This window comes from Paenibacillus mobilis (assembly GCF_058267595.1).
Map to the genome: position 1 here is coordinate 87254 of NZ_JBZCMS010000006.1, position 21785 is coordinate 109038.

The following is a 21785-nucleotide window of genomic DNA, read 5'->3' on the forward strand; positions in this document are numbered from 1 at the left end:
CGCATATTGGAGGAGTCGAGAAATGAGTACGAAAAAAAGTGCATTGTCCGGCGAAATCGTCCGGCAGGCAGTAAAACAATCCGTCATCAAGCTGGATCCCCGGATCATGGTCCGGAATCCCGTCATGTTTGTGGTTGAAATCGGGTTTATGATCACTTTGTTTCTGGTTTTTGTGCCGGATGCTTTTTACGGATCGGTTTCATCCGGATTTAATCTGGCCGTAGCTTTGATCCTGCTGTTTACGGTGCTGTTCGCCAACTTTGCGGAAGCTTTGGCCGAAGGCCGGGGGAAAGCGCAGGCCGATTCATTAAAGAAAACCAAAAAAGAAATTATGGCGAACAAAGTGAACGGCAGCGGCATCAAGCTGGTACCCTCCACGGAGCTGCGCAAGGGGGACGTCGTTGTTGTTTCCCAAGGGGAAATGATTCCGGGAGACGGCGAGGTGATCGAGGGATTGGCTTCGGTCGACGAATCGGCCATCACCGGGGAATCAGCGCCGGTCATTAAAGAAGCGGGCGGCGACTTCAGCTCCGTAACCGGCGGCACGAAGGTGATCAGCGACAGAATCAAAGTCCGCATCTCCAGCGACCCTGGCGAATCCTTCCTGGACCGGATGATCTCCCTCGTCGAAGGGGCGAAACGGCAAAAAACGCCGAATGAAATTGCGCTGAATACCGTGCTGGTCAGCATGACGCTGATTTTTCTGATCGTCGTAGTAACCCTGCCGTTTATGTCCGATTATCTGGGCATTCAGTTGGAAATTCCGGTGCTGATCGCTTTGCTTGTCTGCCTGATTCCGACCACCATCGGCGGGCTGCTGTCCGCTATCGGCATTGCCGGCATGGACCGGGTCACCCAGTTTAATGTGCTGGCGATGTCCGGTAAAGCCGTAGAAGCCTCGGGGGATATTAACACGATTATTTTGGATAAAACAGGGACGATCACCTACGGGAACCGGATGGCCAGCGAGTTTGTCCCGGCAGGGCAGCGCAGCGTGGCCGAGGTTGCGGAATGGGCGGCGCTCAGCTCCGTGAAAGACGAAACCCCGGAAGGACGATCCGTCTTGGAACTGCTGAACAAGCTGAACCTCTCTTATCAGCCGCAATTGGCCGATGGGGCGGCCTTTATAGAATTTAAAGCGGAAACCCGCATGAGCGGCGTGGATTTGACGGATGGACGCAAGGTCCGCAAAGGCGCTGTGGATGCCGTCAAAAAGTGGGCGGCCGAGCAGGGGGGACAGATTCCGCGCGATTTGCAGGAGAAATCCGATGCGATCGCTTCGGCAGGCGGCACGCCGTTAGCCGTTGCCGTCGATCAACATATACTGGGCCTCATTTATCTGAAAGATACGGTAAAACCGGGAATGCGCGAACGTTTTGACCAGATGAGAAAAATGGGCATCAAAACGATCATGTGTACGGGCGACAACCCGCTGACGGCGGCGACGATCGCGGCGGAAGCCGGAGTCGACGCCTTTATCGCCGAAAGCAAACCGGAGGACAAAATCGCCGTGATCCGCAAAGAGCAGGCGGAAGGGAAGCTGGTTGCCATGACCGGCGACGGAACCAACGATGCGCCGGCGCTGGCCCAGGCGGACGTCGGAATTGCGATGAACAGCGGCACCGTCGCCGCGAAGGAAGCGGCCAACATGGTCGACCTGGATTCCGATCCTTCAAAGATCATCGAAGTGGTTTCCATCGGCAAGCAGCTGCTGATGACGCGCGGGGCCTTGACGACCTTCAGCATCGCTAATGACATCGCCAAATATTTTGCCATTATTCCGGCTATGTTTATGATGGCGATTCCGGAGATGGAATCTCTGAATATTATGCGGCTCCATTCGCCGCTGTCGGCGATTTTGTCCGCTTTGATTTTTAACGCGGTCATTATTCCGTTGCTGATTCCGCTGGCCATGAGAGGAGTCGCTTATAAACCGATGAGCTCGTCCCGGCTTCTGGGCCGCAATCTGCTGGTTTACGGGCTGGGCGGCGTCATCGTGCCGTTTATCGGCATCAAATTGATTGATCTGCTAGTTCAATTCATGGTTTAGGGAAGGAAGAGCGAAAAATGATGAAGACCCTAACGGTAACCTTAAGAACAAGTTTGGCCCTGATCATCCTTGTGGTGGTTTACCAGCTTGTCGTAACGGGAATTGCCCAGGCTTTTATGCCTGATAAAGCAGACGGCAGTCTTGTATATGATGCGAATCATCAATTGATCGGCTCCGAACTGATCGGACAATCGTTTGCTTCGCCTGCCTTGTTCCATGGAAGAATCTCCAGCATCGATTACAATGCGGCTTCTTCCGGGACGCCCAATTACGCGCCGTCCAATCCGGACATGATCAAACGTACCGAGGAAGCCGTACAGGCATGGGAGAAGGAAAATCCGCAGATTCCCGTCTCCGAGCTGCCGATCGACCTGATCACTAACTCCGGTTCCGGGCTGGATCCGGACATCAGTGTAGCCGCAGCCGAAGTTCAGATTCCGCGCGTCAGCGCCAACACGGGCATACCGGCGGATCAGCTGCAGGAGCTGGTCAACCGGCATACGAAGGGCAGAGACCTTGGGCTGTTCAGCGAACCTGTCGTTAATGTGCTGCTTCTGAACCTTGATGTGCAAAAAGCGGCAGCGGGGAAATAAGGGCCTTCCATGCCCGCCATTCAAAATGAGTTCAGATCATGAACAAGCTGCGGATCAAAGGGGAAATGGTCGCTTGGACAATTACCGGAGGAAAAGCCCTGAGGAAATTTTGCTGTCAATCTCCAAGCTGCATCGCGGCCGGCTGAAAATTTTTATCGGGGCCGTGAGCGGCACCGGAAAAACTTATCATATGCTCCGGGAGGGCGCTGCCTTAAAGGATCAGGGAATCGACGTGGTGATCTGCGCGGTATCCACCCTGCAGCGTCCGGAAACGATGGAGCAGCTGCGGGGGCTGGAGCGGGTGCCCAGCATTCCGTGGATATCGGATGGGATCAAGAAAAAGGACCTGAACATGGAGGCGCTGCTGGAGCGCAATCCGGAAGTGGTACTGGTGGATGGACTTGCCCACCGCAACCGGCCGGGAGCGGAGCGTCCGACCCGATGGGACGATATCCAGGAGCTGCTTGCCCGCGGCATCAGCGTCATGACTACCGTCAACGTCTACGAACTTGAAGGCGTCCGGGAGCTTGCCCAAAAATATGTGAATATCAAGGTAGAGGAAACTATCCCGGCCAATCTGCTGGAGCTGGCGGACGAAGTCCGCCTGATCGATGTCACCCCGGAGACGCTGCTTCAGCGATTTTCGGAAGGCAACCTGAAGAACAGCTCGGCTGCTCCCTGGTTTGAGCGGGGCAACCTGGGCGTGCTGCGTGAGCTTGCCCTGCGGCTCGTGGCCGAAGGCGTCAACGATTCCCTGGAGAAACATCGGGAGGAAATGGGGATGCTGGGGCCTTCCGGAGCCGCCGAGCGCATTTTGGTTTCGACCCAATACCATTGGAACGGGTCCATTTATATCCGGCGCGGGCAGCAGGTGGCCAAACGGTTAAACGGGGACCTTCATGTAGTCACTTTTGTCCGTAAGGACCGGCGGCCGAGCAAGGAGCAGCTTGCCTTTAAACAGTCGATGACCAAGCTGATCGACAAGGTGGGCGCCCAATTTGCGGAGCTGACGCTGCTTTCCAGACGGAGGCTGCCGGATCAGCTCATCCGGTATGCCCTCGATCACAGTGTGACCCGCATTCTCATCGGCCATTCGAAACAAACGTTTTGGCAGGAGCTGCTGCAGGGTTCCGTCGTCTATCAGATTCTTAGAAAATCGCGGAATATGGACATTTTTATTGTGGCCGACCGGGCCGCGCATCAAGGGGAGCGGATCATGCCGGCCAAAATGGCCGCTTCCCGGCAAGGCTCCTTGTACCACCGGCTAAGCAGCCGGGAGGTCGATGAACGGATCGGCCGGATGACCCGAGGCAGGTTTAAGGTTTATATCGGCGCTGCGCCGGGGGTGGGCAAAACGTACACGATGCTGCGTGAAGGAAACCACCTGCTGAAGAAGGGAACCGACGTCGTCATCGGATACCTGGAAACCCACGGCCGGGCGGAAACCGCCGGGCAGGTTTCGGACCTGCCCACGATTGAACGGATGATTCTTTCTTATGGAGGCGCTAATCTCACCGAGATGGATACGGCGGCGATCCTCAAGCGGAATCCGGAGCTGGTGCTGGTCGATGAGCTGGCTCACACCAACGTCCCGGGCAGCAAGCATAACAAGCGTTACGAAGATATTCTGGACATTTTGAACGCAGGCATATCCGTCATATCCACGGTTAACGTTCAGCATCTGGAAAGCCTTAACGATTCGGTCGAGCAAATTACAGGCGTCCGGGTGCGGGAAACCGTGCCGGATTCGATTTTACGCATGGCCGACGAGGTGGAGTTGATCGATGTGGCTCCCCAGGCCCTGCAAACCCGCATGAAAGCCGGGAAAATTTACGCCTCCGAGAAAATTCAGCAGGCTTTGGAGCATTTCTTCAAGATCGGGAACCTGATCGCGCTGAGAGAGCTGGCCCTTCGCGAAATCGCGGATGATGTGGACGAACGGCTGGAGGCCTGGGAACGAAAAAGCTCGCTTCGCGGCCCGTGGAACAAAAGGGAATTCATTTTTGTCTGCGTAAAGCTGACTCCAAGCGCCGAGAAGCTCATCCGCAGAGGATTCCGGATTGCCTACCGGCTGAAGGCGGGCTGGAAGGTCGCTTATCTCCAGTCCGGCAGGAGCATCGGGGAAGAGGAGCGGAAAAAAATCGAATCGCTGCAAAGCCTGACCGAACGTCTGGGCGGAACTTTCGAAATCGCGACCTCCGGCTCTCCCTTTCAGGAAGCCGAGGTTTTACTCGCTAAAGCAAACGAATGCCGGGCGACGCAGCTGATCATCGGCCCAAACGGACGGAATTGGCGGAGCCGGATCCGGGAAGGGATCACTACCCGAAAGCTGCTCAGGATTGCCAGACATTTGGACATTTTGGTCGTAGACGATTATAATCCGAATATCAAACGGGAGCCGTGAAAAGGGGGAACACAATGGGAACAGAACTGCAGTATAAACAGCCGAAAAGCCTGTTAAATAAAGGAACAGGATTTCTGGCCGGTTATACCCATTCCCTCAATCCTTATACCGGCTGCTCGTTTGCCTGCTCTTATTGTTATGTAAGGCAGATGCCGGTTTCCCTGTTCCGGCCTCTGGAATGGGGAAGCTGGGTGGATGTCAAGCAGGGGGCAGCCGAGCTGCTGGCGAAAGAGCTGGCCAGAGCCAAAAAGAATGGCAAAGTGACGATTTTTATGTCTTCCAGCACCGATCCCTACCAGCCCGCCGAATACAAGGAGCGGGTCACGCGGACGCTGCTGGAGGTCATGGCCGCCGAGCCGCCGGATTTTTTGCTTGTCCAAACCCGGAGTCCGCTGGTGACCCGGGACGCCGATTTACTGGAGCGGCTGGGAAGCCGTGTCAGGGTCAGCCTGACCGTCGAAACGGATCTGGAGCAGGTACGGCGCCTTTTTACGCCTTCCGCGCCGCCGATCGCAGCGCGTCTTAAAGCGCTTCAGCAGCTGAAAGAGGCCGGGATCGCCACCCAGGCGACCGTCGCTCCGGTGCTGCCGAGCAGTCCGGCATTTGCCGGCCTGCTCGCCGGCGTAACGGACCGGGTATGCGTGGACGACTATTTTATGGGCGACGGCAGCGGCGGCAAACGGACCGGCCGGCTGGGCATCTCTGAGCTGTATGCGCAAATCGGCAGACAGGATTGGTATCACCCCTCCGCCTATAAAACCGTTTATGAACGGATGTGCAAGGCGTTTGGCGAGGACAAGGTATTCGTCAGCCAAAAGGGATTTGAGCCCTGATGGAATTGGGGAATGGGCTCAATCGGACGTAAACAGCGCTGTTATATGAACAGCGCTGTTTGGCAAGGGATGCAGAGGTTCTCACCTGGAAGCTGCTGATTAATACCAGAAAGCTTTGGAGATGATGACCAGCAAAATGAACAAGACGAGGATGGCGGCTGTGGAAGTACCCCAACCTACGTTGTTGACTTCACTCATTATGGACTCCCTCCCATCAAACAAGATATATATCAGAATACAAGATAGAATATGATATTGGTTTTAGGAATGAGAGGGCGATTTGGTATAAAAATCGATGCAGATAGAGCCAGCGGTTCCTTCCGCCTGCCGAACAAAGGGCAGACGGAATGGACCGCCGGCTTTTTTCGTAGAGTAAGAGTACATTGTTGTGCAGTTTCCCTGACAAGAAAGGGACCTATAAACAATACCGTTAAGCCTTTTAGTCTTGTATGCTAAGGGCAGAGGGGGATATCAGGATGATTTTAGACGAACGTAGCGCTGTGCTGCTGAAGCTGCTTCAGCAGTCGTCCTCTCTTCAAATGTCGGAGCTTGAAGCCAAGACGGGATTGACCCGCAGACAGGTGCAGTATGGCATAAGCAAAACCAACGACTGGCTGCAGTCTCAGGGTTACCGCCCTGTGGAGTATGACCGGAAGCTCGGGTATTACCTGGCCGAAGGGCTCCGGGAGGAGGTTTTTCCGGAAAAGCTGTCCAAACGGACTTACGTATTTTCGGAGCAGGATCGGGAGCAGCTGTTTTATTTCATGCTGTTCCTGGCCGATGAACCGTTGTCCGTTTACCATTTTCAATCGGCGACGGGCGTTTCGAGGAATACGGTATTAAAGGATTTTCAAAAATTCAGACGGGATTTGCAGCTCGAAGGGCTCCAGCTTCGTTATTCGAAGCAGGAAGGTTACGGCATTGCCGGCGAAAGCCGCGCTAAACGGTATTTCGTTGAACGTCTGCTGTTTGACCTGCTGCACGGAACTAGCCGGGAACCGGTCGTAACCGCGTTATGGGGCGATCCCCGCCGGGAGATGCAGCTGGCCCGGATCAGGCAGAACCTTGAGGGCCTGGAGCGGGAGCTTGGCACTGTTTTTGCCGATGAACGTTTTCAGGAGCTGACTTATCTGCTGCTCTGCACCGACCGGCTGATTGCCAAGGGCGAAGGGCTGCCGGAGACGGACAGCTGGCTGCCGCTCACCAGGACCCGCGAATTCAAGTCGCTGCGCAGGATGACGCAGGAGGACCGCATGGCGTTTCCCGCGGACTGGAGCGAGACGGAATGCTTGTACGCCGCGCTCCATGTGCTGGGCACGAACCGGACCCGGGATGATTTCTCTCCGCTTCAGGAGGATCTGGTGATCCAGGAACTGCTGCAGGAGGTCGTAGCCGAATTTGAAAGATTGGCTTGCGTGCAGCTGCAGGAGAAGGAGCTGTTTCATGAGCAGCTGTATGTGCATTTCCGGCCCGCCTACTACCGGCTGCTGTACGGAATCGAAGTCGCCAATGCGATGACAGAGCGGATCCGCAAGGTGTACCCGGAGCTGTTCCATTTGACGAAAAAATCGCTGCAGGCCGTTGAACGAGCCATAGGCGGGGCGATCCCCGACAATGAAGCCGCTTATTTTGCGATTCATTTCGGCGGCTGGCTGCGCAGGCAGCAGACCGTGCTGGACGACCGCAAGCGGGCGATCGTCGTTTGCCCGAGCGGGATCGGCATCAGCCGGATCCTGATCCTGACGCTGCGCGAGCTGTTTCCGGACATTTTGTTCCTGGACGCCCTGTCGGTCAGGGAAGCGGCGCATTATCCGCTTGCTTATGATCTGGTGTTCTCCACCGTCTTCCTGCGTACGGATGCAACTTTGTTCGTCATTCCGGCGATTTTGGACCTGCCGGACAAACAGAAGCTGCGCCAGCAGGTGATGCAGGAGCTGTACGGTTATGCGGTGCCTCATTTTGACGTGGGCGCCCTGCTGAAGCTCATCGCCGGCCACGCGACGATCCGTGAACCGGAGCAGCTCGAGAAGGCGCTGCAATCCCATCTTTATGCACAAACCCAGCACATTAACAGATATGCATTGGAAGGAGCTGAGAAACCTGTGTTGGAACAACTAATTACGGAACAGACGATCCAGTTCGGCTCCCGGGTGGAGGATTGGCGCGAAGGCATTCGGATGGCGGCCGTACCGCTGCTTGAACAAGGGACGATCGAAGAACGTTACGTGGATGCCATGATTGAGACGGTTGAAGCCAACGGGCCTTACGTGGTGATTACGCCGGGGGTGGCCATCCCGCATGCCCGGCCGGACATGGGCGTCAATTCCTTGTCCATGAGCCTGCTCAGGCTGGATGAACCGGTGCAATTCGGGCCGGATAAGCCGGTCCGGCTCATCATCGTGCTGGCTGCGGCGGACCGCTCGTCGCATCTCAAAGCGCTTGTCCAGTTGACGGCCCTGCTGGGCAACCCGGCTCATATCGAAGATATTTTGCAAAGCCCCGATAAATCGGTGCTCTTAGAATACATTCATCAATATTCCAAGGAGGAAACAAAATGAAAAACATCATGGTCGTATGCGGAAATGGGCTCGGAAGCAGCTTTATTATGGAGATCAACGTCAAGAAAGCGCTGGATGAGCTGGGTCAAACGGCGGAAGTCGATCACACCGACTTGGCCTCGGCCAGAACGGTCAAAGCCGACATCTACATCGGCGCGGCCGATATCGTGGACCAGCTGGACGACGGCACACGCACGATTGTGACGCTGGAGAACATGATGAGCATTCCGGAGATCAAATCCAAGCTGGAGCCTCATTTGTCCTGACCGATCCTTTAAAACATGGAAACGCAACTTTATTCTAAATCCTATGAAAAAGAAAGAGGGTGGCAGCTATGCTGGACCTGATCATGAATGATATTTTGGGCACTCCATCCATTCTGGTTGGCCTGTTTGCCCTGGTAGGGCTTCTGCTGCAAAAAAAATCGGCGGCCAACGTAGTTTCGGGCACGTTGAAGACGATCATGGGGTTTGTCATCCTGGGGGCAGGGGCCACCGTTTTGACGGGAGCGCTCGATATTTTCGGCAAAATGTTCAACCATGCCTTCTCCGTCTCCGGCGTCATTCCGAACAATGAAGCTATCGTGGCTGCGGCACAGGGCAAATTCGGAACCTCGACCGCGCTCATTATGGTGCTCGGGATGATCGTAAACATTTTGCTGGCGCGGTTTACCCGCTTCAAATTCATTTTCCTGACCGGGCACCATACGCTCTTTATGGCCTGCCTGATCGCGGTAACCTTGTCCGTTGCCGGTCTTTCCGGAACGCCGCTGGTGCTGATCGGGGCCGTCATCCTCGGCTTGTGCATGGTGCTGTCCCCGGCGCTGCTTCAGCCGTACGTGCGCCAGATTACGGGCAGCGACGATTTTGCCGTCGGCCACTTCGGTTCGCTGGGTTATTTCACCTCGGCAGCCATCGGCCGTAAATTCGGCAACAAGGAAAAGACGACCGAACAGATTAAAGTGCCGAAATCGCTTGGGTTTCTGCGCGACACGTCGGTAGCGGTATCGCTGACCATGGCCATCTTTTTTGTGGTCGTGGCGTTGTTCGCCGGTCCTTCGTATATCGAAGGCGAGCTTTCGGGCGGCTCCAACTTTATTGTTTTCTCCTTAATGCAAGCGATTACATTCGCGGCCGGCGTCTACATCATTTTGGCTGGCGTACGGATGCTGATCGCGGAAATCGTTCCGGCCTTCAAAGGCATCGCGGAAAAAATCGCGCCAAATGCCAAACCGGCGCTCGACTGCCCGACCGTATTTCCGTTTGCGCCTAACGCGGTTATCATCGGGTTTATTTCCAGCTTTGTGGCAGGTCTTATTTCGATGTTTATTCTGCCGGCCGTCGGTCTGGCCGTAATCGTGCCGGGACTGGTGCCGCACTTCTTCACCGGTGCCGCAGCGGGCGTATTCGGCAACGCTACCGGCGGACGCCGCGGCGCGGCGCTCGGCGCATTCGCCAACGGCCTGATCATCAGCTTCCTGCCAGCGATCCTGCTCGTGTTTATGGGCGATCTCGGCTTTGGCGGCACGACCTTCGGGGACTCCGATTTCGGGGTCGTCGGCACCCTGATCATCGGCATCATGAAGCTGTTCGGGGCTGCGTAAAAAATAGAAGAAGCCCATCGCTGGAATCCGGAACAAGGCCTGTAAACAGCCTTGTTTCGGCTCCCGGAGGATGGGCTTTTTTCATTGATTCCGCCAATTGGTCCAAATCAACCAATTTTGGCTCCATAGGAGCGTGCAAACCAAACGGCCTGCTCCCGGTCTAATTTAGTGCCGGAAAGGGTCAGCGTTTTGAAATCGACGCCTTCCAGGTCCGCCCCTCTTAAATCGGTCCCCTGCAGGTTTGCTTGAGCCAATATCGACATGGACAAATCGCAATCCCTTAAATCGGCTTTCTCCAAATCCGCGCCGGACAGGTCGGCTTCATGAAATTTGATTCCGCGCAAGTTTTGCTTCGCCAGTCTGGCAAGCCTGAGGTTCGTGTAGGACCAGTCGCCATCCTCGATCGTGATGCCGTCCAGATTGGCTCCCGAGAAGTCCGATCCGGTCATTTTGCAGGCTTCAAATTTGGACACAAAAAGATTGGCGCCAATCAACCTGCAGTTTTCAAAAGCCGATTCTTTATGGATGGAGCCGTTCAAGGCCGCGCCGCGGAAGTCGCATTCCACGAAACGGCATTGGCTGGAGATGATTTCTTCCAGGGATCCGTTCTGGAAAGAGCAGCGGACGAAGGTGCAGGAAATCAACTCGCCGTACCGCAGATCCTGTCCGCCGAAGTTGACTTCCTCATAATGCTGGTGGCTGTGCTGAAACATGAAACTCCCCCTTTTGTCCATTCCACTATAGCATAGAGATGTCAAGGGCCAGCGGAAAGCCTGCCAAAAGTCAAGGCATTTATTTTTGTCAGGTTGAATGGAGGCGGTGTTCCTGAATTGGAACTATTTGCTCGGGACCAGATTCAAGTCGATGTTGGTGTAATAAACCGTCGTTAAACCTTCGTAACCGGAATCGGTGCCGAGGATGACAAAAAGCTCGCCGCTTGCGCTGCTGGTGACGGTGAACGTTTTTTCGAAATGCTTGAGATAAAAGCTTGGCCCCGAATCGGGCGCAGCTTCAGCTTCAAAAACGACTGCGCTTTCTTGCTCAATATTGCCCAGCAGCTTCAGGTCCTTGCCGTCGGTAGACTGGTTGCCTTTATCCAGGTTCAGCCTGTAGTAAGCAGCGTCTTCTTTAACTTCTACGGCTTTAGGTTCGGTATTGGTGATACCGGCTTTTACGTAAACCGATTGTCCCGGCGAACCGCCGATTCCCACCGAATCGTTCGCTTCGGAAGCGGCCAGGTCAAATCCAAGCTTAACGGTATAAGCCGTATTCGGTTTAAGACCGTCAGCGGGGCCTAATTTTCGGGAAATGAACATAAACAGATCGTCGCTGCGGTTCATGCCGCTGAGCTTGAAGCCGTTTTGAGGTTTTGCTCCTGAATTTGCCGGAATTGCGGCAGGCCCGCTTTGCAGCTGGTAATCCTGATCCCGGTGATCCGCCGGCAAATCGGCAAATCCGGCTGACCAGCCTTCGGCCGCGTTTTGCTTGAATGTCGAAAGAATGCGCAGCGTGTCTGTGTGATCGGATGTTTGGCGGATCACGACCGACTTCGCCTGGGCATCCCAGCCGGCTTGAGCGTCAAGCGCTTCTGCCGTCTGGCGGGCAGGAACGTAAATTTTTCCGTTTATAACCTGCACCTTGGCGGGCAGCTTAACGGTTTGAGCATTTTTGACGATGGAGGACTGGCCGATTTGGACCGTCAGGGTATCCCGGCCGTTCGTCAACATCGTTGCTCCGCCCGGCTTCCAGGTCACTTTCCAGCCCAGCGCTTCGGCGAGCTCGCGGACCGGCACTAAAGCCGTATGGTTGGTTAACTGGACCGAAGAGCCGGCCCCGCCGGTATAAGTGAAGGTTTTAACGACGGGCGTACCGCCGTTTTGCTGGATTACGCTGGATTCGGCAGCATAGGCGGGGGGCAGGCCCGCGTTTGCCGGGATGGCTGCGGTTAGCAGCGCAGCGCTTAATGCGAATATTTTTACGGTAAGTTTAGTCATGGTTTCAGGTCCTTTCTTGGCAGGATCTTTGATTGTGCGGCTTCAGGTTCTAAACGGGGAAGGGACGCTGAAGGTTGCAGGAGGGGAGAGGGCGGCCTTGTTAAAAGGGATGTCTCCAATTTACGTGGTATCGCGGCCGGATATTAGCTGCCTGCTTAGGGGGTTTATCTAAGGGTTGTGAGCGGCGCTATAGATCAATTGACTTTAAACCTCCCGCCGCGTTATATTTGAGTAAGCTTATAGAAAATCACCCGAATAGATATTTAGTCTTAAGAATGGGCTTTAAAGAGGAACCGTGAGGTTCTTGTTTTTTAGCGCATTTTTTTTAGCGCAAAACCCCGCTTTTATCGGGTTTATTTAAGGATAAGGGAGAATCAGGACAATGGCAGGATCACCAAACGTTTTTCCAATCGGCAAGTTGTCCCTTTTGCTGGCCGTCCTGCAGGAGCATGAGTGGCGGGAGGAAGTAGAGAGGCAGCTGACCGAGCAGGGCTACAAATATACGATCGGGCGCGTCGGCGCCATGGATATTACGAAGGTTGTGGCAGCCATGGAAACGGCGGCTAAAAACAACAACATCATCGACAGCAGCTCCTACCATGAGGTTCACGCCGTTTATCATGCGATTATTGAAGCCATCCAGGCGTTGGGGCGCGGCGTCACGCAGTTCGGGGAGATTTTGCGGACGGTGGGCTTGACCTTTGCCATTGTACGGGGAAAGCTGGAGGGTTCGGTCAAACACGAAGGCGAATGGATTGCGGTCAGCGTGTACGGCACGATCGGCGCTCCGAAAAAAGGGTTCGAGCACGAAGCGGTAGGTTTTGGATTTAACCATATTTAATGAGATTTGCCGCTGTTGCCGTTTTGGCACATATCCGGATCAGGCGGCACATAATAGGAGAAAATGAATTCCTTTTTGATTCAGTAAGTCAGGCAAGGGGCATTTTTAGGGCAGCGGAAGCGGCCGTTTAGCGAATAGTTTCTTTAGAAAGCCGATACCAATCTTTTTTTTGGTATGGGCTTTTTTTATTCCAAAAAGAACAGGTGGAGACAACATGAATCAGACGGCAGAAAAAATGCTGACGGTAAGCGGAGGTTCTCTTACGATTAACGAAGTGGTCGAGGTTGCCCGCTTTGGACAAAAGGTTGCAGTCGATCCGGCCGGTCTGGTCCGTGTCAACAAGTCGCGGGTCTATGTGGAGCAGCTGCTGAGGGATCAGAAGGTGGTTTACGGCCTGACGACAGGGTTCGGAAAATTCAGCGACACCTACATTTCCGGCAGCGACGTGCAGCAGCTCCAGCTTAATTTAATCCGCAGCCATGCCTGCGGGATCGGGGCCCCTTTTCCGGTCGAAGTGGCGCGGGCGATTATGCTGCTGCGTGTCAATGCGCTGCTGATCGGCGTATCGGGGATCCGCCCGGAGGTCATTGTGCTGATGACCGAGATGCTGAACAGAGGAGTCACGCCGGTCATTCCGGAAAAAGGTTCGCTCGGCGCAAGCGGCGACCTGGCGCCGCTTGCGCATCTGGCGCTGGTGCTGGTCGGCGAAGGCGAAGCGTATTTCGAGGGCGAACGCCTGCCGGGGGGCACGGCGCTCCAGCGGGCCGGCCTGTCGCCGGTCGCGCTGCAGGCCAAAGAAGGGCTGGCGCTCATCAACGGAACTCAGGTGATGACCGCCGTAGGCGTGCTGGCCTGCTATGACGCGATCAATCTGGCGCGCTGGGCCGATTGCACGGCCGCGTTGACGGCCGAAGCGCTGCTTGGCGTGAAGGATGCGTTTGATCCGCTGACGCATACGATCCGCCCTCACCCGGGACAGAGCCGGTCCGCCGAAAATATCCGCCACTTAACGGCGGGCAGCCGCCACATGACCCGGCAGGGGGAGATCCGCGTGCAGGACGCTTATTCCCTGCGCTGCGCGCCGCAGGTGCATGGGGCAAGCCGCGACGGTCTGGCTTACATTAAGGATAAGCTGGAGATCGAAATTAATTCGGCGACGGATAATCCGCTGATTTTCGTGGAGGAAGACCGCGTCATTTCCGGCGGAAATTTCCACGGGCAGCCGATTGCGCTGCCGATGGACCATCTTTCGATCTGCGCTTCGGAGCTGGCCAACATATCGGAACGCCGGGTTGAGCGGCTGGTCAATCCGCATCTGAACGAAGGGCTGCCGGCGTTTCTGGCCGTGAACGGAGGCCTGCAATCGGGATTTATGATTGCCCAGTATGCGGCCGCAGCCGTAGTTTCGGAAAATAAAGCTTTATCCCATCCGGCAAGCGTCGATTCCATCCCTTCTTCGGGCAACCAGGAGGACCATGTCAGCATGGGCACGATTGCCGCCCGCAAAGCGGCGCAGATCGTAGACAATGCTTATGCCGTTCTCGCCATCGAGCTGCTGTGCGGTGCGCAGGCAGCCGATTTCCGTGATCCGTTGAAGCTGGGCCAAGGCACAAGATGGCTGTATGAGCAATGCCGCGCCCGCGTCCCGTTTGTGGACGAAGACCGCGTTTTGTCGGCCGACTTCAAAACGATCGCTGACTGGATGAAGGAGACCGATATCCGGGCGGCTTTGGCCGGGAAGGCCGGAATCCAATAAAAGTTAACGAAAAGAAGCACGGCGGGCTTGTTCCGCTGTGCTCTTTTTTTATCTATGCTAAAGCAGCATGTGACAGATCGCCGCCAATTAGAAACATACCGGACGGGCGCCGAAGCGACTTCGTTACAATCCGGAAAAAGAAGGAGGAGCCGAACTTTATCGTCCCCCCTGAAAATGATACAATATTCATATTTGCTAGAGTTTTTATGAACGTGATCCGGAAAAGGACCGCAGGAGAAAACATGAGAAAGAGAAAATAAGGTGGTTAGTGGATGAATCGGCAAAGACCAAAGCTTGGCATCGTGGTGCCTTGCTATAATGAGGAACCTGTGATTGAAGAAACGGTACGGCAGCTGAGCGAAGTGCTGACTTCTCTCATGCGGGAGGAGTTGATTTCGCAGGACAGCTTTCTGCTGTTTGTGAACGACGGAAGCGCGGACCGGACCTGGGAGCTGATTGAACAGCTTCATGAGCGTTATCCATGGGTGTCGGGGCTCAAGCTGGCGGCCAACGTGGGGCATCAGAACGCCCTGCTGGCAGGGCTGATGCAGGTCAAAGACTGCTGCGACTGCTCGATCTCCATCGATGCGGATTTGCAGGACGACGTGAAGGTCATCCGCGATTTCGTGCTGAAATACCGGGAAGGTTATGAAATCGTATACGGGGTTCGTCGAAAAAGGGATACGGATACTTGGTTCAAAAGGAACTCCGCGGTTGGTTTCTACAAGCTAATGAAAAGCATGGGCCTGAAGGTGGTTTACAACCATGCGGATTACCGGCTGATGAGCCGGACGGCGCTGGAGCACCTGTCCAAGTTCCGGGAGGTGAACCTGTTTCTGCGCGGGCTTGTGCCTTTGATCGGCTTGAAAACCGCGGAGGTTTATTACGACCGGCTGGAACGTTTTGCGGGAGAATCCAAATATCCGCTTAAGAAAATGATCAATTTTGCGCTGGAAGGCATCACCTCGCTCAGCGTCGAACCGATCCGGTTCGTGACCGGCTCCGGTTTTCTCTGCTTCGGCATCAGCCTGATCGTGGGCATTTATTCGCTGATCTCGAAGCTGATGGGGAATACCGTATCCGGCTGGACCTCCCTCATGTTGTCCGTCTGGTTTATCGGCGGCATGGTGCTGATTTCGCTTGGGCTGATCGGAGAATATGTAGGCAAAATTTATAAAGAAGTCAAAAGCCGTCCGCTGTACCTAATCGAACGCGATCTGCCGGCGCAAAACGCCTCCGGTTCATCCGCTCAGGCAGGAATGGCGGGGGACCGGGTGGCCCGTTATGAGCACTAAACTGAAACGGCTGTTTCAGAACGGTCTGATCCGTTTTATTATCGTTGGCGTTGCGAATACCGTGATCGGACTGACCGTAACCTTTATCTGCCTGAACGCTTTAGGGCTGAATTATTGGGCCTCCACGCTCATCGGCAATGCGGTGGGAGCCGTAAACAGCTATTTTATGAACAAAAGTTTTACGTTTAGATCCACGGCGAGCATCGGGGCTACGGTCTGGAAGTTTATGCTGGTTACGGCGGTCTGCTATTTCGCGGCCTACTGGATCGCCGGCAAAGCGGCGGATATCGGGCTGGACCTGGTGCTGCCGGAAGCAAGCGGCCGGTTTAAGGACAACGCGGCTGCCCTGGTCGGCAGCGGGTTGTATACGATTCTGAATTACTTCGGCCAGAAGAAAATTACTTTTGCGGACAAGGGCACGGGGATGGACAAAGGAACGGGCAAGGGCGCAGGCGCGAACAGGACTGCGGTCAGGGAAAAAAGCGCTGTGTCCGCCGAACCGGAAACCCGTGTCCCTGAAAGAGAGGAATCCAGCCTATTATGAGAAAATGGCTCACCGTCGAAACCTTTGCGGTTTTGGCGGGCTTTTGTGTTTTGTTGTACATACTGATCGGCAGCCCTTTTGTGGGCGTGGCCGACAACGGCGATTTCCAGCGGATCATGAGCTCCATCGGGCTTAATTATTATGACGGGGCGGAAAGTTACGACGACCGATTTTTCGGATTCGCGCACCAGTATTTTGCGTATGATACTTTTTTTCGGGGATTTTATCCTTCTTCGCAGCTCCTGATCGTGGCGGTTGCGCGTCTGGTCGCGGCCATATTCCATCCGGATGCCTTCGATATCCGTGTGCTTGGGCTTTTGTACGGTCTTCTGCTGCTTGCGGCCATCTGGATCCTCGTGCGCGGCGGCAAATTCCGCTCTCAAATTCTGGCTGTATTTTTGGCGCTTTGCCTGCTGTTCGTTTTTTTCGATATCGGTTATCTCGCTTATTTCAACTCGCTGTTCGGGGAACCGGTTTCGATGGTGTCCATGCTGCTTTCGATCGGGCTGGGGCTTTGGCTCACCCAACAGAAGCGCCCTTCGAAGAAACTGCTGTGGCTGTTTTTTATCGCCGCGTTTGTTCTTACTACCTCGAAGCTGCAAAATGCTCCGATCGGCATTGCGTACGCACTGATCGGTCTACGGTTTATGAAGCTGCGCGACGATTTCAGCTGGCGCAGGCTGACCCTGTGGCTGTCCGCCGGGCTGTGCGTCATCTCGATCGTGCTGTACGTGACGGCGCCGAAGGAGCTTAAGCACATCAACCTGTACCAGACGGTGTTTTTCGGGGTTTTGAACGGCTCGCCGGACGTCAAAGGCGATTTGAAAGAGCTGGGATTGCCGGAACGGCTGGAAGTGCTGGCCGGGACGAACTATTTTCAGGCGGGAACGGCGATCAAGCAGAACGACCCTTCACTCCAAGGCGATTTCTACAGCCGGGTTTCCCATGGGGACGTTTTGTTGTTCTATCTCAAACACCCGTCCCGGTTTGTCAGCAAAATGGAGTTTGCCGCTTCCAACGGCATGAGCATCCGTCCTTATTATTTGGGCAACTACCTCAAAAGCGAAAATAAACCGCCAAGAGCTTTGGATTATACCTACAGCGGCTGGAGCGAATTTAAAAATAAACATGTGCCGCATGCGCTGTGGTTTGTCGTTTTAATTTACGTGCTTTATTACGGCGTCGCCTTGTTCGAATATTTCCGTTATTCCGATTCGGCCAGCCGAATCCGGAACGAGCTGCTGATGCTGGTCGGGCTGGTCGGCCTGTTCAGCTTTCTGGTGCCGATTCTCGGCGACGGACAGGCGGATATGGCCAAACACCAGTTTATGTTTAACGTTTGCTTCGACATGATGCTGATTACCGCTGCAGCCTGGCTGGTATACCAGCTGGTTCATTTGCGGGTTTGGCGCAGACGGTAACGGATTTAACGTTTATAGAATGGCAGAATGACAGAATGACAGGGCGGCTATGACGGAATACGGTTTGCTAACGGTGATCCTAGCGCTTAATCGATCCCCTAAACGGAGGTTTGCGGAAAAAGGGGGAAATAGCCCGCTTTTGGTTTTGGACTCCAAAAAGAAACCGTCCCCACACCGGGACGGTTTCTTTTTAATGCCTGCGCCTCATATCCGAATCAGAGGTTCATGCTCCGGCCGGAAAGGAAAAAGCTTTTGCGCGGTTTCGATAAACAGCTTTACGGCGATGGATCTTTCGTCCAGAGGAGCGGCGACGATATGGATATCCCGGTAGGCCTCCGGCGACAATCGGCGCACCTTCAGGCCTGGAGGGAGGTCCAGCAGCGACAGTTCGGACATGACGGCCAGGCCTTCGCCTACAAGCACCATCTGCAGGGCCGTTCTGTAGTTGTACAAGACGTATTCGATCCGGGGAGTCTCCCCGGCGCGCTCGAACCAGGCCATCACCGGCGGCTCGTAGCCGGCTTTGCAGATCATCATCGGTTCCTGCCGCAGATCTTCCGGACGGATGATCGTTTTGGCCGTCAGCGGATGATCTTCCCTCATTACGGCAAAAATCCCCTCCCGGTAGAGCGGAATCGACGGACGCTCCGTTTGTCCGGACGCGATGACCAGCCCTACATCGATCTCGCGGTTGTCGAGCAGGCTGTGAATATCCGCTACCGTGCCTTCCGAAATCGAAAATTCCAGCTTCGGATACTGCTTTTTGATCCGGCTGATGATTTGGGGTACAAAATAAGAAGCCGCAACCGGAAAAGTGCCGATCCGCACGCTGCCGGTTTCGAGCCCTTTTTCGCTGGCGATTTCCTGGTCCACTTTGTCATACCCTTGCAAAATTTCCCGGTATATGCGGACAATCCGTTCGCCTACGGGCGTCAGCATAACGCCGCTGCGTCGGTCCCGGATCAGCAGCGTGACACCAAGCTCTTTTTCCAGAGAGGTCACCGCCCGGCTGACGGCCGGCTGCGTCATGTTAAGCTTCTCCCCGGCAGCAGTGAAGCTTTTGGTCTCCGAAATGGCAACAATCAGCTGCAATAGCGATCTGTTCATAACAAATTTGATATCTCCCTTATGATTTATATTCATTTTATTTATGTTGAGGCTTATTGTATCATTTTTTGTGAGCAGAGATAAAGACAAAATCTTTTGGGATAGGGGATTCCACATGAAAACCAAAGCATGGCTGTTTTTAATAATGGCGAATTTATTCTGGGCGGGAAATTTGGTGTTCGGCAAATCGGTTACGGCGGATTTTCCTCCGGCATGGGCGTCTTTTCTGCGCTGGGTGATCGCCGCTTCCGTGCTGCTTCCAATGGCTCAACTGATAGAGAAACCGTCGTGGATCCAGATCTGGAGAAAAAACTGGGGCCTTCTGCTGTTTATGTCGCTGATCGGCATAACCATTTATACGCTGCTTACTTATACGGCGCTGCAGTATACCTCGTCAACCAACGGCAGCCTGATCAACAGCTTGACTCCGGCCGTGGTGAGCGTGCTTTCTTTTCTCTTTTTGAAAGAAAAAATCGGCTTCCGGCAAGGTGCGGGTTTAATTCTGTCCTTAATCGGCGTTTTGACGGTTTTGACCAAAGGACAGCTGCTGTCAGTGTTCAGTACGGCTTATAATTCAGGCGATGCTATCCTGCTGGCAGCGATGGTTATATGGGCCGTTTACTCCATAACCAGCAAGCGGGCGCAGCATCTTCCGCCCATCACCTTCATTGCAATTATGGCAATTCTCGGCGTATTATTTATGATTCCCCTGCTGTTTATACAGCCGATTCATCCGGAGAAAGTTACTCCGTTTGGAATTACAGGAATCGTTTATCTGGGATTGTTCCCCTGCATCGGCTCTTTCCTGTTCTGGAATCTGGGCGTGAAGGAGCTGGGGGCAAGCAGAGCCAGCATCACGATGAATTTACAGCCGGTTTTTACTGCGGTATTATCCGTTTTGTTTGGTGAGCAGCTGCTGCTTTCGCAAATGATCGGGGGCGCAATCGTAATCGCGGGGATGCTGCTTTCGGCTAACCTGATATCCCGGAAACAGGCCGCATCCAAAGCCGAGGACAAACGCGGGGCTGGCATTCCTTTACAACCGGCGGTACAAAGCGAAAGAAAGCCATGTGAACTGAAGTAATAGAGAAAGAAATAAGCGAAAGCGAATTGACCTTAAAGAAGAAAAAAACAGGATGAATTTTTAAAAAAAGCCCATGCGCGAAAGGGAAGGAGATCCTTTAGCTTCCGCAGCATGGGCTTTAGTTTTTTATTGGAGATCTGTTGGGGTGCCCGCAGAGTTACATCAGCGCATGCAGCACAAAGTTGGCGACAAACAGGACCGTGATGACGTACATGACGGCTTTGACTTCTTTTCCGCGTCCTGCAGCCAGCTTCGCAACCGGGTAGGCGATAAAGCCAAACGCCATGCCGTCGATGATACTGTAAGTGAAGGGAATCATGACCATAACGAGAAAAGACGGGAACGCCTCCGTAAAATCACGGAAATCCATCTGCTGGATGTTCTGCACCATCAGGCTGCCGATGATGATCAGGATCGGCGCAATCGCGCTGTCCGGAATATAAGTCAGCAGCGGAATAAAAAAGAACGTAGCGCCGAACAATACGGCGGTAACAAACGGCGACAAGCCAGTCCGCCCGCCGGCGGCAATACCGGCGGAGCTTTCCGCCGCCGCCACGGTAGGGCTGCTGCCGAAAAGGCCGGCCAGAACATTGGAGATCGCCAGGGCGCGAAGGCTGCCCGTAAACGTTTCGGGCCGGTCGATCATCCGGGTCTGTGCGCCGATCAGGCCGATATTTTCAAAGACGATAATGAGCAGCAGCAGGAACACCGCAATCCAGAAAGCCAAAGTGCCGATGGAGCCGAAGGACAGATGGGCAAACAAGTCGCCGTATTGCTGCAGCGGTTTGCCTTCGATTTTGGAAGCGGAGGGGTGGGTGGCTCCGAGCACGTAGGCCAGCACCGTGCCGACCAGAATGGCGATCAGCAGATCGCCTTTAACCTTTTTCACAAACAGGACAAGCGCCAGCAGCAGCGTAATACAGGCCGTGATAACGTTGGGATCGCTGAAGTGGCCGATGGTCACAAAAGTTGTCTGGTGTGCGATCACGATGCCGCTTTTCTGCAGGCCGATAAAGGTCAGGAACAAGCCGATCCCGACGGTAATCCCGTGCTGCAGGTTATGCGGAATGGCGTCGCTGATCTTTTTATAAAGAGAAGAGAAGGCCAGTCCCGCAAACAAAAGACCCGCGGTTGTGGTTACCGCCAGCGCCTCCTGCCAGCTCAGTTTCATGGAATGCACAAGCGTATAAGTGAAGAAAGCGTTGATCCCCATGCCGGGCACCACAATAATCGGGGATTTGCCCCAGAAGGCCATCAGCAGACAACCTGCCATTGAGGTCAGCAGTGTCCCGACCATGGCAGCCTGCAGCGGCATGCCCGCGTCATTAAGGATCGCGGCGTTTACCATCACGATATAGACCACGGCAAAATAGGAGATCAGCCCCGCGCCGATTTCTTTTCTAATGCTGTGCCGGCCAGGGGTAAAACCCAGGCTTTCAGACAGCCAATTTCGTTTCATGTCTTACATAAACCTCCATTCGTTCTAGCCGATAAAAATAACAGCACATGTAAGCATACAATTGTCCGGCTGCGAGCACAAGGAATTCTTCAACAGTATGCCCTATTTTTTCATAAAGGAGCAAGAAGAAGGAAAGAACCAAGAAACCTTAGTTAGTGTCAGGAAACATTACATAAAATTAAGTTTAACCGTGTTTTTTAATGGAAAACACTTGACTAAACCTCCTTCAAGGCTATAATTAAA

General features: G+C 54.3%; 18 protein-coding genes. 13 read left to right on the forward strand and 5 right to left on the reverse strand.

Annotated elements, in window-relative coordinates:
* Nucleotides 1-22 precede the first annotated feature (22 nt).
* The 4 genes from kdpB to AC3ZPD_RS12790 all read left to right on the forward strand — a co-directional run bounded on the left by kdpB (nucleotide 23) and on the right by AC3ZPD_RS12790 (nucleotide 5880).
* A complete protein-coding gene (gene kdpB, locus AC3ZPD_RS12775; protein WP_490984673.1) occupies nucleotides 23-2050 on the forward strand; it encodes a potassium-transporting ATPase subunit KdpB in 2028 nt (675 codons plus the stop codon).
* 17 nt (nucleotides 2051-2067) lie between these two features.
* The gene (kdpC, locus tag AC3ZPD_RS12780; protein WP_490984674.1) at nucleotides 2068-2643 is read left to right on the forward strand and encodes a potassium-transporting ATPase subunit KdpC; all 576 of its coding nucleotides are present in this window, start codon (nucleotides 2068-2070) and stop codon (nucleotides 2641-2643) included.
* A 73-nt stretch (nucleotides 2644-2716) separates the two neighbouring features.
* On the forward strand, nucleotides 2717-5047 hold the full coding sequence (locus AC3ZPD_RS12785; protein WP_490984675.1) for a histidine kinase: 2331 nt from the start codon (nucleotides 2717-2719) through the stop codon (nucleotides 5045-5047).
* Between the two features lie 14 nt (nucleotides 5048-5061).
* On the forward strand, nucleotides 5062-5880 hold the full coding sequence (locus tag AC3ZPD_RS12790) for an SPL family radical SAM protein (RefSeq protein ID WP_490984676.1): 819 nt from the start codon (nucleotides 5062-5064) through the stop codon (nucleotides 5878-5880).
* Between the two features lie 99 nt (nucleotides 5881-5979).
* Here AC3ZPD_RS12790 and AC3ZPD_RS12795 read toward each other — a convergent pair whose 3' ends face one another.
* Nucleotides 5980-6078 (reverse strand): YjcZ family sporulation protein, encoded by a 99-nt coding sequence (locus AC3ZPD_RS12795; protein WP_490984677.1) that lies wholly within the window; start codon nucleotides 6076-6078, stop codon nucleotides 5980-5982.
* A gap of 278 nt (nucleotides 6079-6356) precedes the next feature.
* Between AC3ZPD_RS12795 and AC3ZPD_RS12800 the strand changes: the two genes are divergently transcribed.
* The 3 genes from AC3ZPD_RS12800 to ulaA all read left to right on the forward strand — a co-directional run bounded on the left by AC3ZPD_RS12800 (nucleotide 6357) and on the right by ulaA (nucleotide 10041).
* Nucleotides 6357-8438, forward strand: coding sequence for a BglG family transcription antiterminator (locus AC3ZPD_RS12800; RefSeq protein WP_490984678.1), 2082 nt, complete (start codon nucleotides 6357-6359; stop codon nucleotides 8436-8438).
* Nucleotides 8435-8704: a PTS sugar transporter subunit IIB gene (locus AC3ZPD_RS12805; RefSeq protein WP_490984679.1), complete on the forward strand. Its 270-nt coding sequence runs from the start codon at nucleotides 8435-8437 to the stop codon at nucleotides 8702-8704. Before AC3ZPD_RS12800 ends, AC3ZPD_RS12805 begins: the two co-directional genes overlap by 4 nt.
* A gap of 68 nt (nucleotides 8705-8772) precedes the next feature.
* Nucleotides 8773-10041 carry a PTS ascorbate transporter subunit IIC gene (gene ulaA, locus AC3ZPD_RS12810; protein WP_490984680.1) on the forward strand — a complete coding sequence of 423 codons (1269 nt, stop codon included), beginning with the start codon at nucleotides 8773-8775 and terminating at the stop codon, nucleotides 10039-10041.
* 107 nt (nucleotides 10042-10148) lie between these two features.
* Here ulaA and AC3ZPD_RS12815 read toward each other — a convergent pair whose 3' ends face one another.
* Together AC3ZPD_RS12815 and AC3ZPD_RS12820 are read right to left on the reverse strand one after the other, a co-directional pair.
* Nucleotides 10149-10754: a pentapeptide repeat-containing protein gene (locus AC3ZPD_RS12815; RefSeq protein WP_490984681.1), complete on the reverse strand. Its 606-nt coding sequence runs from the start codon at nucleotides 10752-10754 to the stop codon at nucleotides 10149-10151.
* Nucleotides 10755-10877: 123 nt separating this feature from the next.
* The gene (locus tag AC3ZPD_RS12820) at nucleotides 10878-12035 is read right to left on the reverse strand and encodes a copper amine oxidase N-terminal domain-containing protein (protein WP_490984682.1); all 1158 of its coding nucleotides are present in this window, start codon (nucleotides 12033-12035) and stop codon (nucleotides 10878-10880) included.
* Between the two features lie 382 nt (nucleotides 12036-12417).
* Here AC3ZPD_RS12820 and hutP point away from each other — a divergent pair, with 382 nt between their 5' ends.
* The 5 genes from hutP to wsfD all read left to right on the forward strand — a co-directional run bounded on the left by hutP (nucleotide 12418) and on the right by wsfD (nucleotide 17892).
* A complete protein-coding gene (gene hutP / locus AC3ZPD_RS12825) occupies nucleotides 12418-12876 on the forward strand; it encodes a histidine utilization transcription antiterminator HutP (RefSeq protein ID WP_490984683.1) in 459 nt (152 codons plus the stop codon).
* A gap of 214 nt (nucleotides 12877-13090) precedes the next feature.
* Nucleotides 13091-14632 (forward strand): histidine ammonia-lyase, encoded by a 1542-nt coding sequence (hutH, locus tag AC3ZPD_RS12830; RefSeq protein ID WP_490984684.1) that lies wholly within the window; start codon nucleotides 13091-13093, stop codon nucleotides 14630-14632.
* A gap of 272 nt (nucleotides 14633-14904) precedes the next feature.
* Entirely contained in the window at nucleotides 14905-15927 is a 1023-nt protein-coding gene (locus AC3ZPD_RS12835) for a glycosyltransferase family 2 protein (RefSeq protein ID WP_490984685.1), read from the forward strand.
* Nucleotides 15917-16471 carry a GtrA family protein gene (locus AC3ZPD_RS12840; protein ID WP_490984686.1) on the forward strand — a complete coding sequence of 185 codons (555 nt, stop codon included), beginning with the start codon at nucleotides 15917-15919 and terminating at the stop codon, nucleotides 16469-16471. The genes AC3ZPD_RS12835 and AC3ZPD_RS12840 overlap by 11 nt, the downstream gene beginning before the upstream one ends.
* Nucleotides 16468-17892, forward strand: coding sequence for a glycan biosynthesis hexose transferase WsfD (wsfD, locus tag AC3ZPD_RS12845; RefSeq protein ID WP_490984687.1), 1425 nt, complete (start codon nucleotides 16468-16470; stop codon nucleotides 17890-17892). Before AC3ZPD_RS12840 ends, wsfD begins: the two co-directional genes overlap by 4 nt.
* 204 nt (nucleotides 17893-18096) lie before the next feature.
* Here wsfD and AC3ZPD_RS12850 read toward each other — a convergent pair whose 3' ends face one another.
* The gene (locus tag AC3ZPD_RS12850; protein ID WP_490984688.1) at nucleotides 18097-18999 is read right to left on the reverse strand and encodes a LysR family transcriptional regulator; all 903 of its coding nucleotides are present in this window, start codon (nucleotides 18997-18999) and stop codon (nucleotides 18097-18099) included.
* 115 nt (nucleotides 19000-19114) lie between these two features.
* Between AC3ZPD_RS12850 and AC3ZPD_RS12855 the strand changes: the two genes are divergently transcribed.
* Nucleotides 19115-20083: a DMT family transporter gene (locus AC3ZPD_RS12855; protein WP_490984689.1), complete on the forward strand. Its 969-nt coding sequence runs from the start codon at nucleotides 19115-19117 to the stop codon at nucleotides 20081-20083.
* A 157-nt stretch (nucleotides 20084-20240) separates the two neighbouring features.
* Here the strand turns inward: AC3ZPD_RS12855 and AC3ZPD_RS12860 are convergent, their stop codons facing one another.
* Nucleotides 20241-21542 carry an NCS2 family permease gene (locus AC3ZPD_RS12860; protein WP_490984690.1) on the reverse strand — a complete coding sequence of 434 codons (1302 nt, stop codon included), beginning with the start codon at nucleotides 21540-21542 and terminating at the stop codon, nucleotides 20241-20243.
* Nucleotides 21543-21785: the final 243 nt, after the last annotated feature.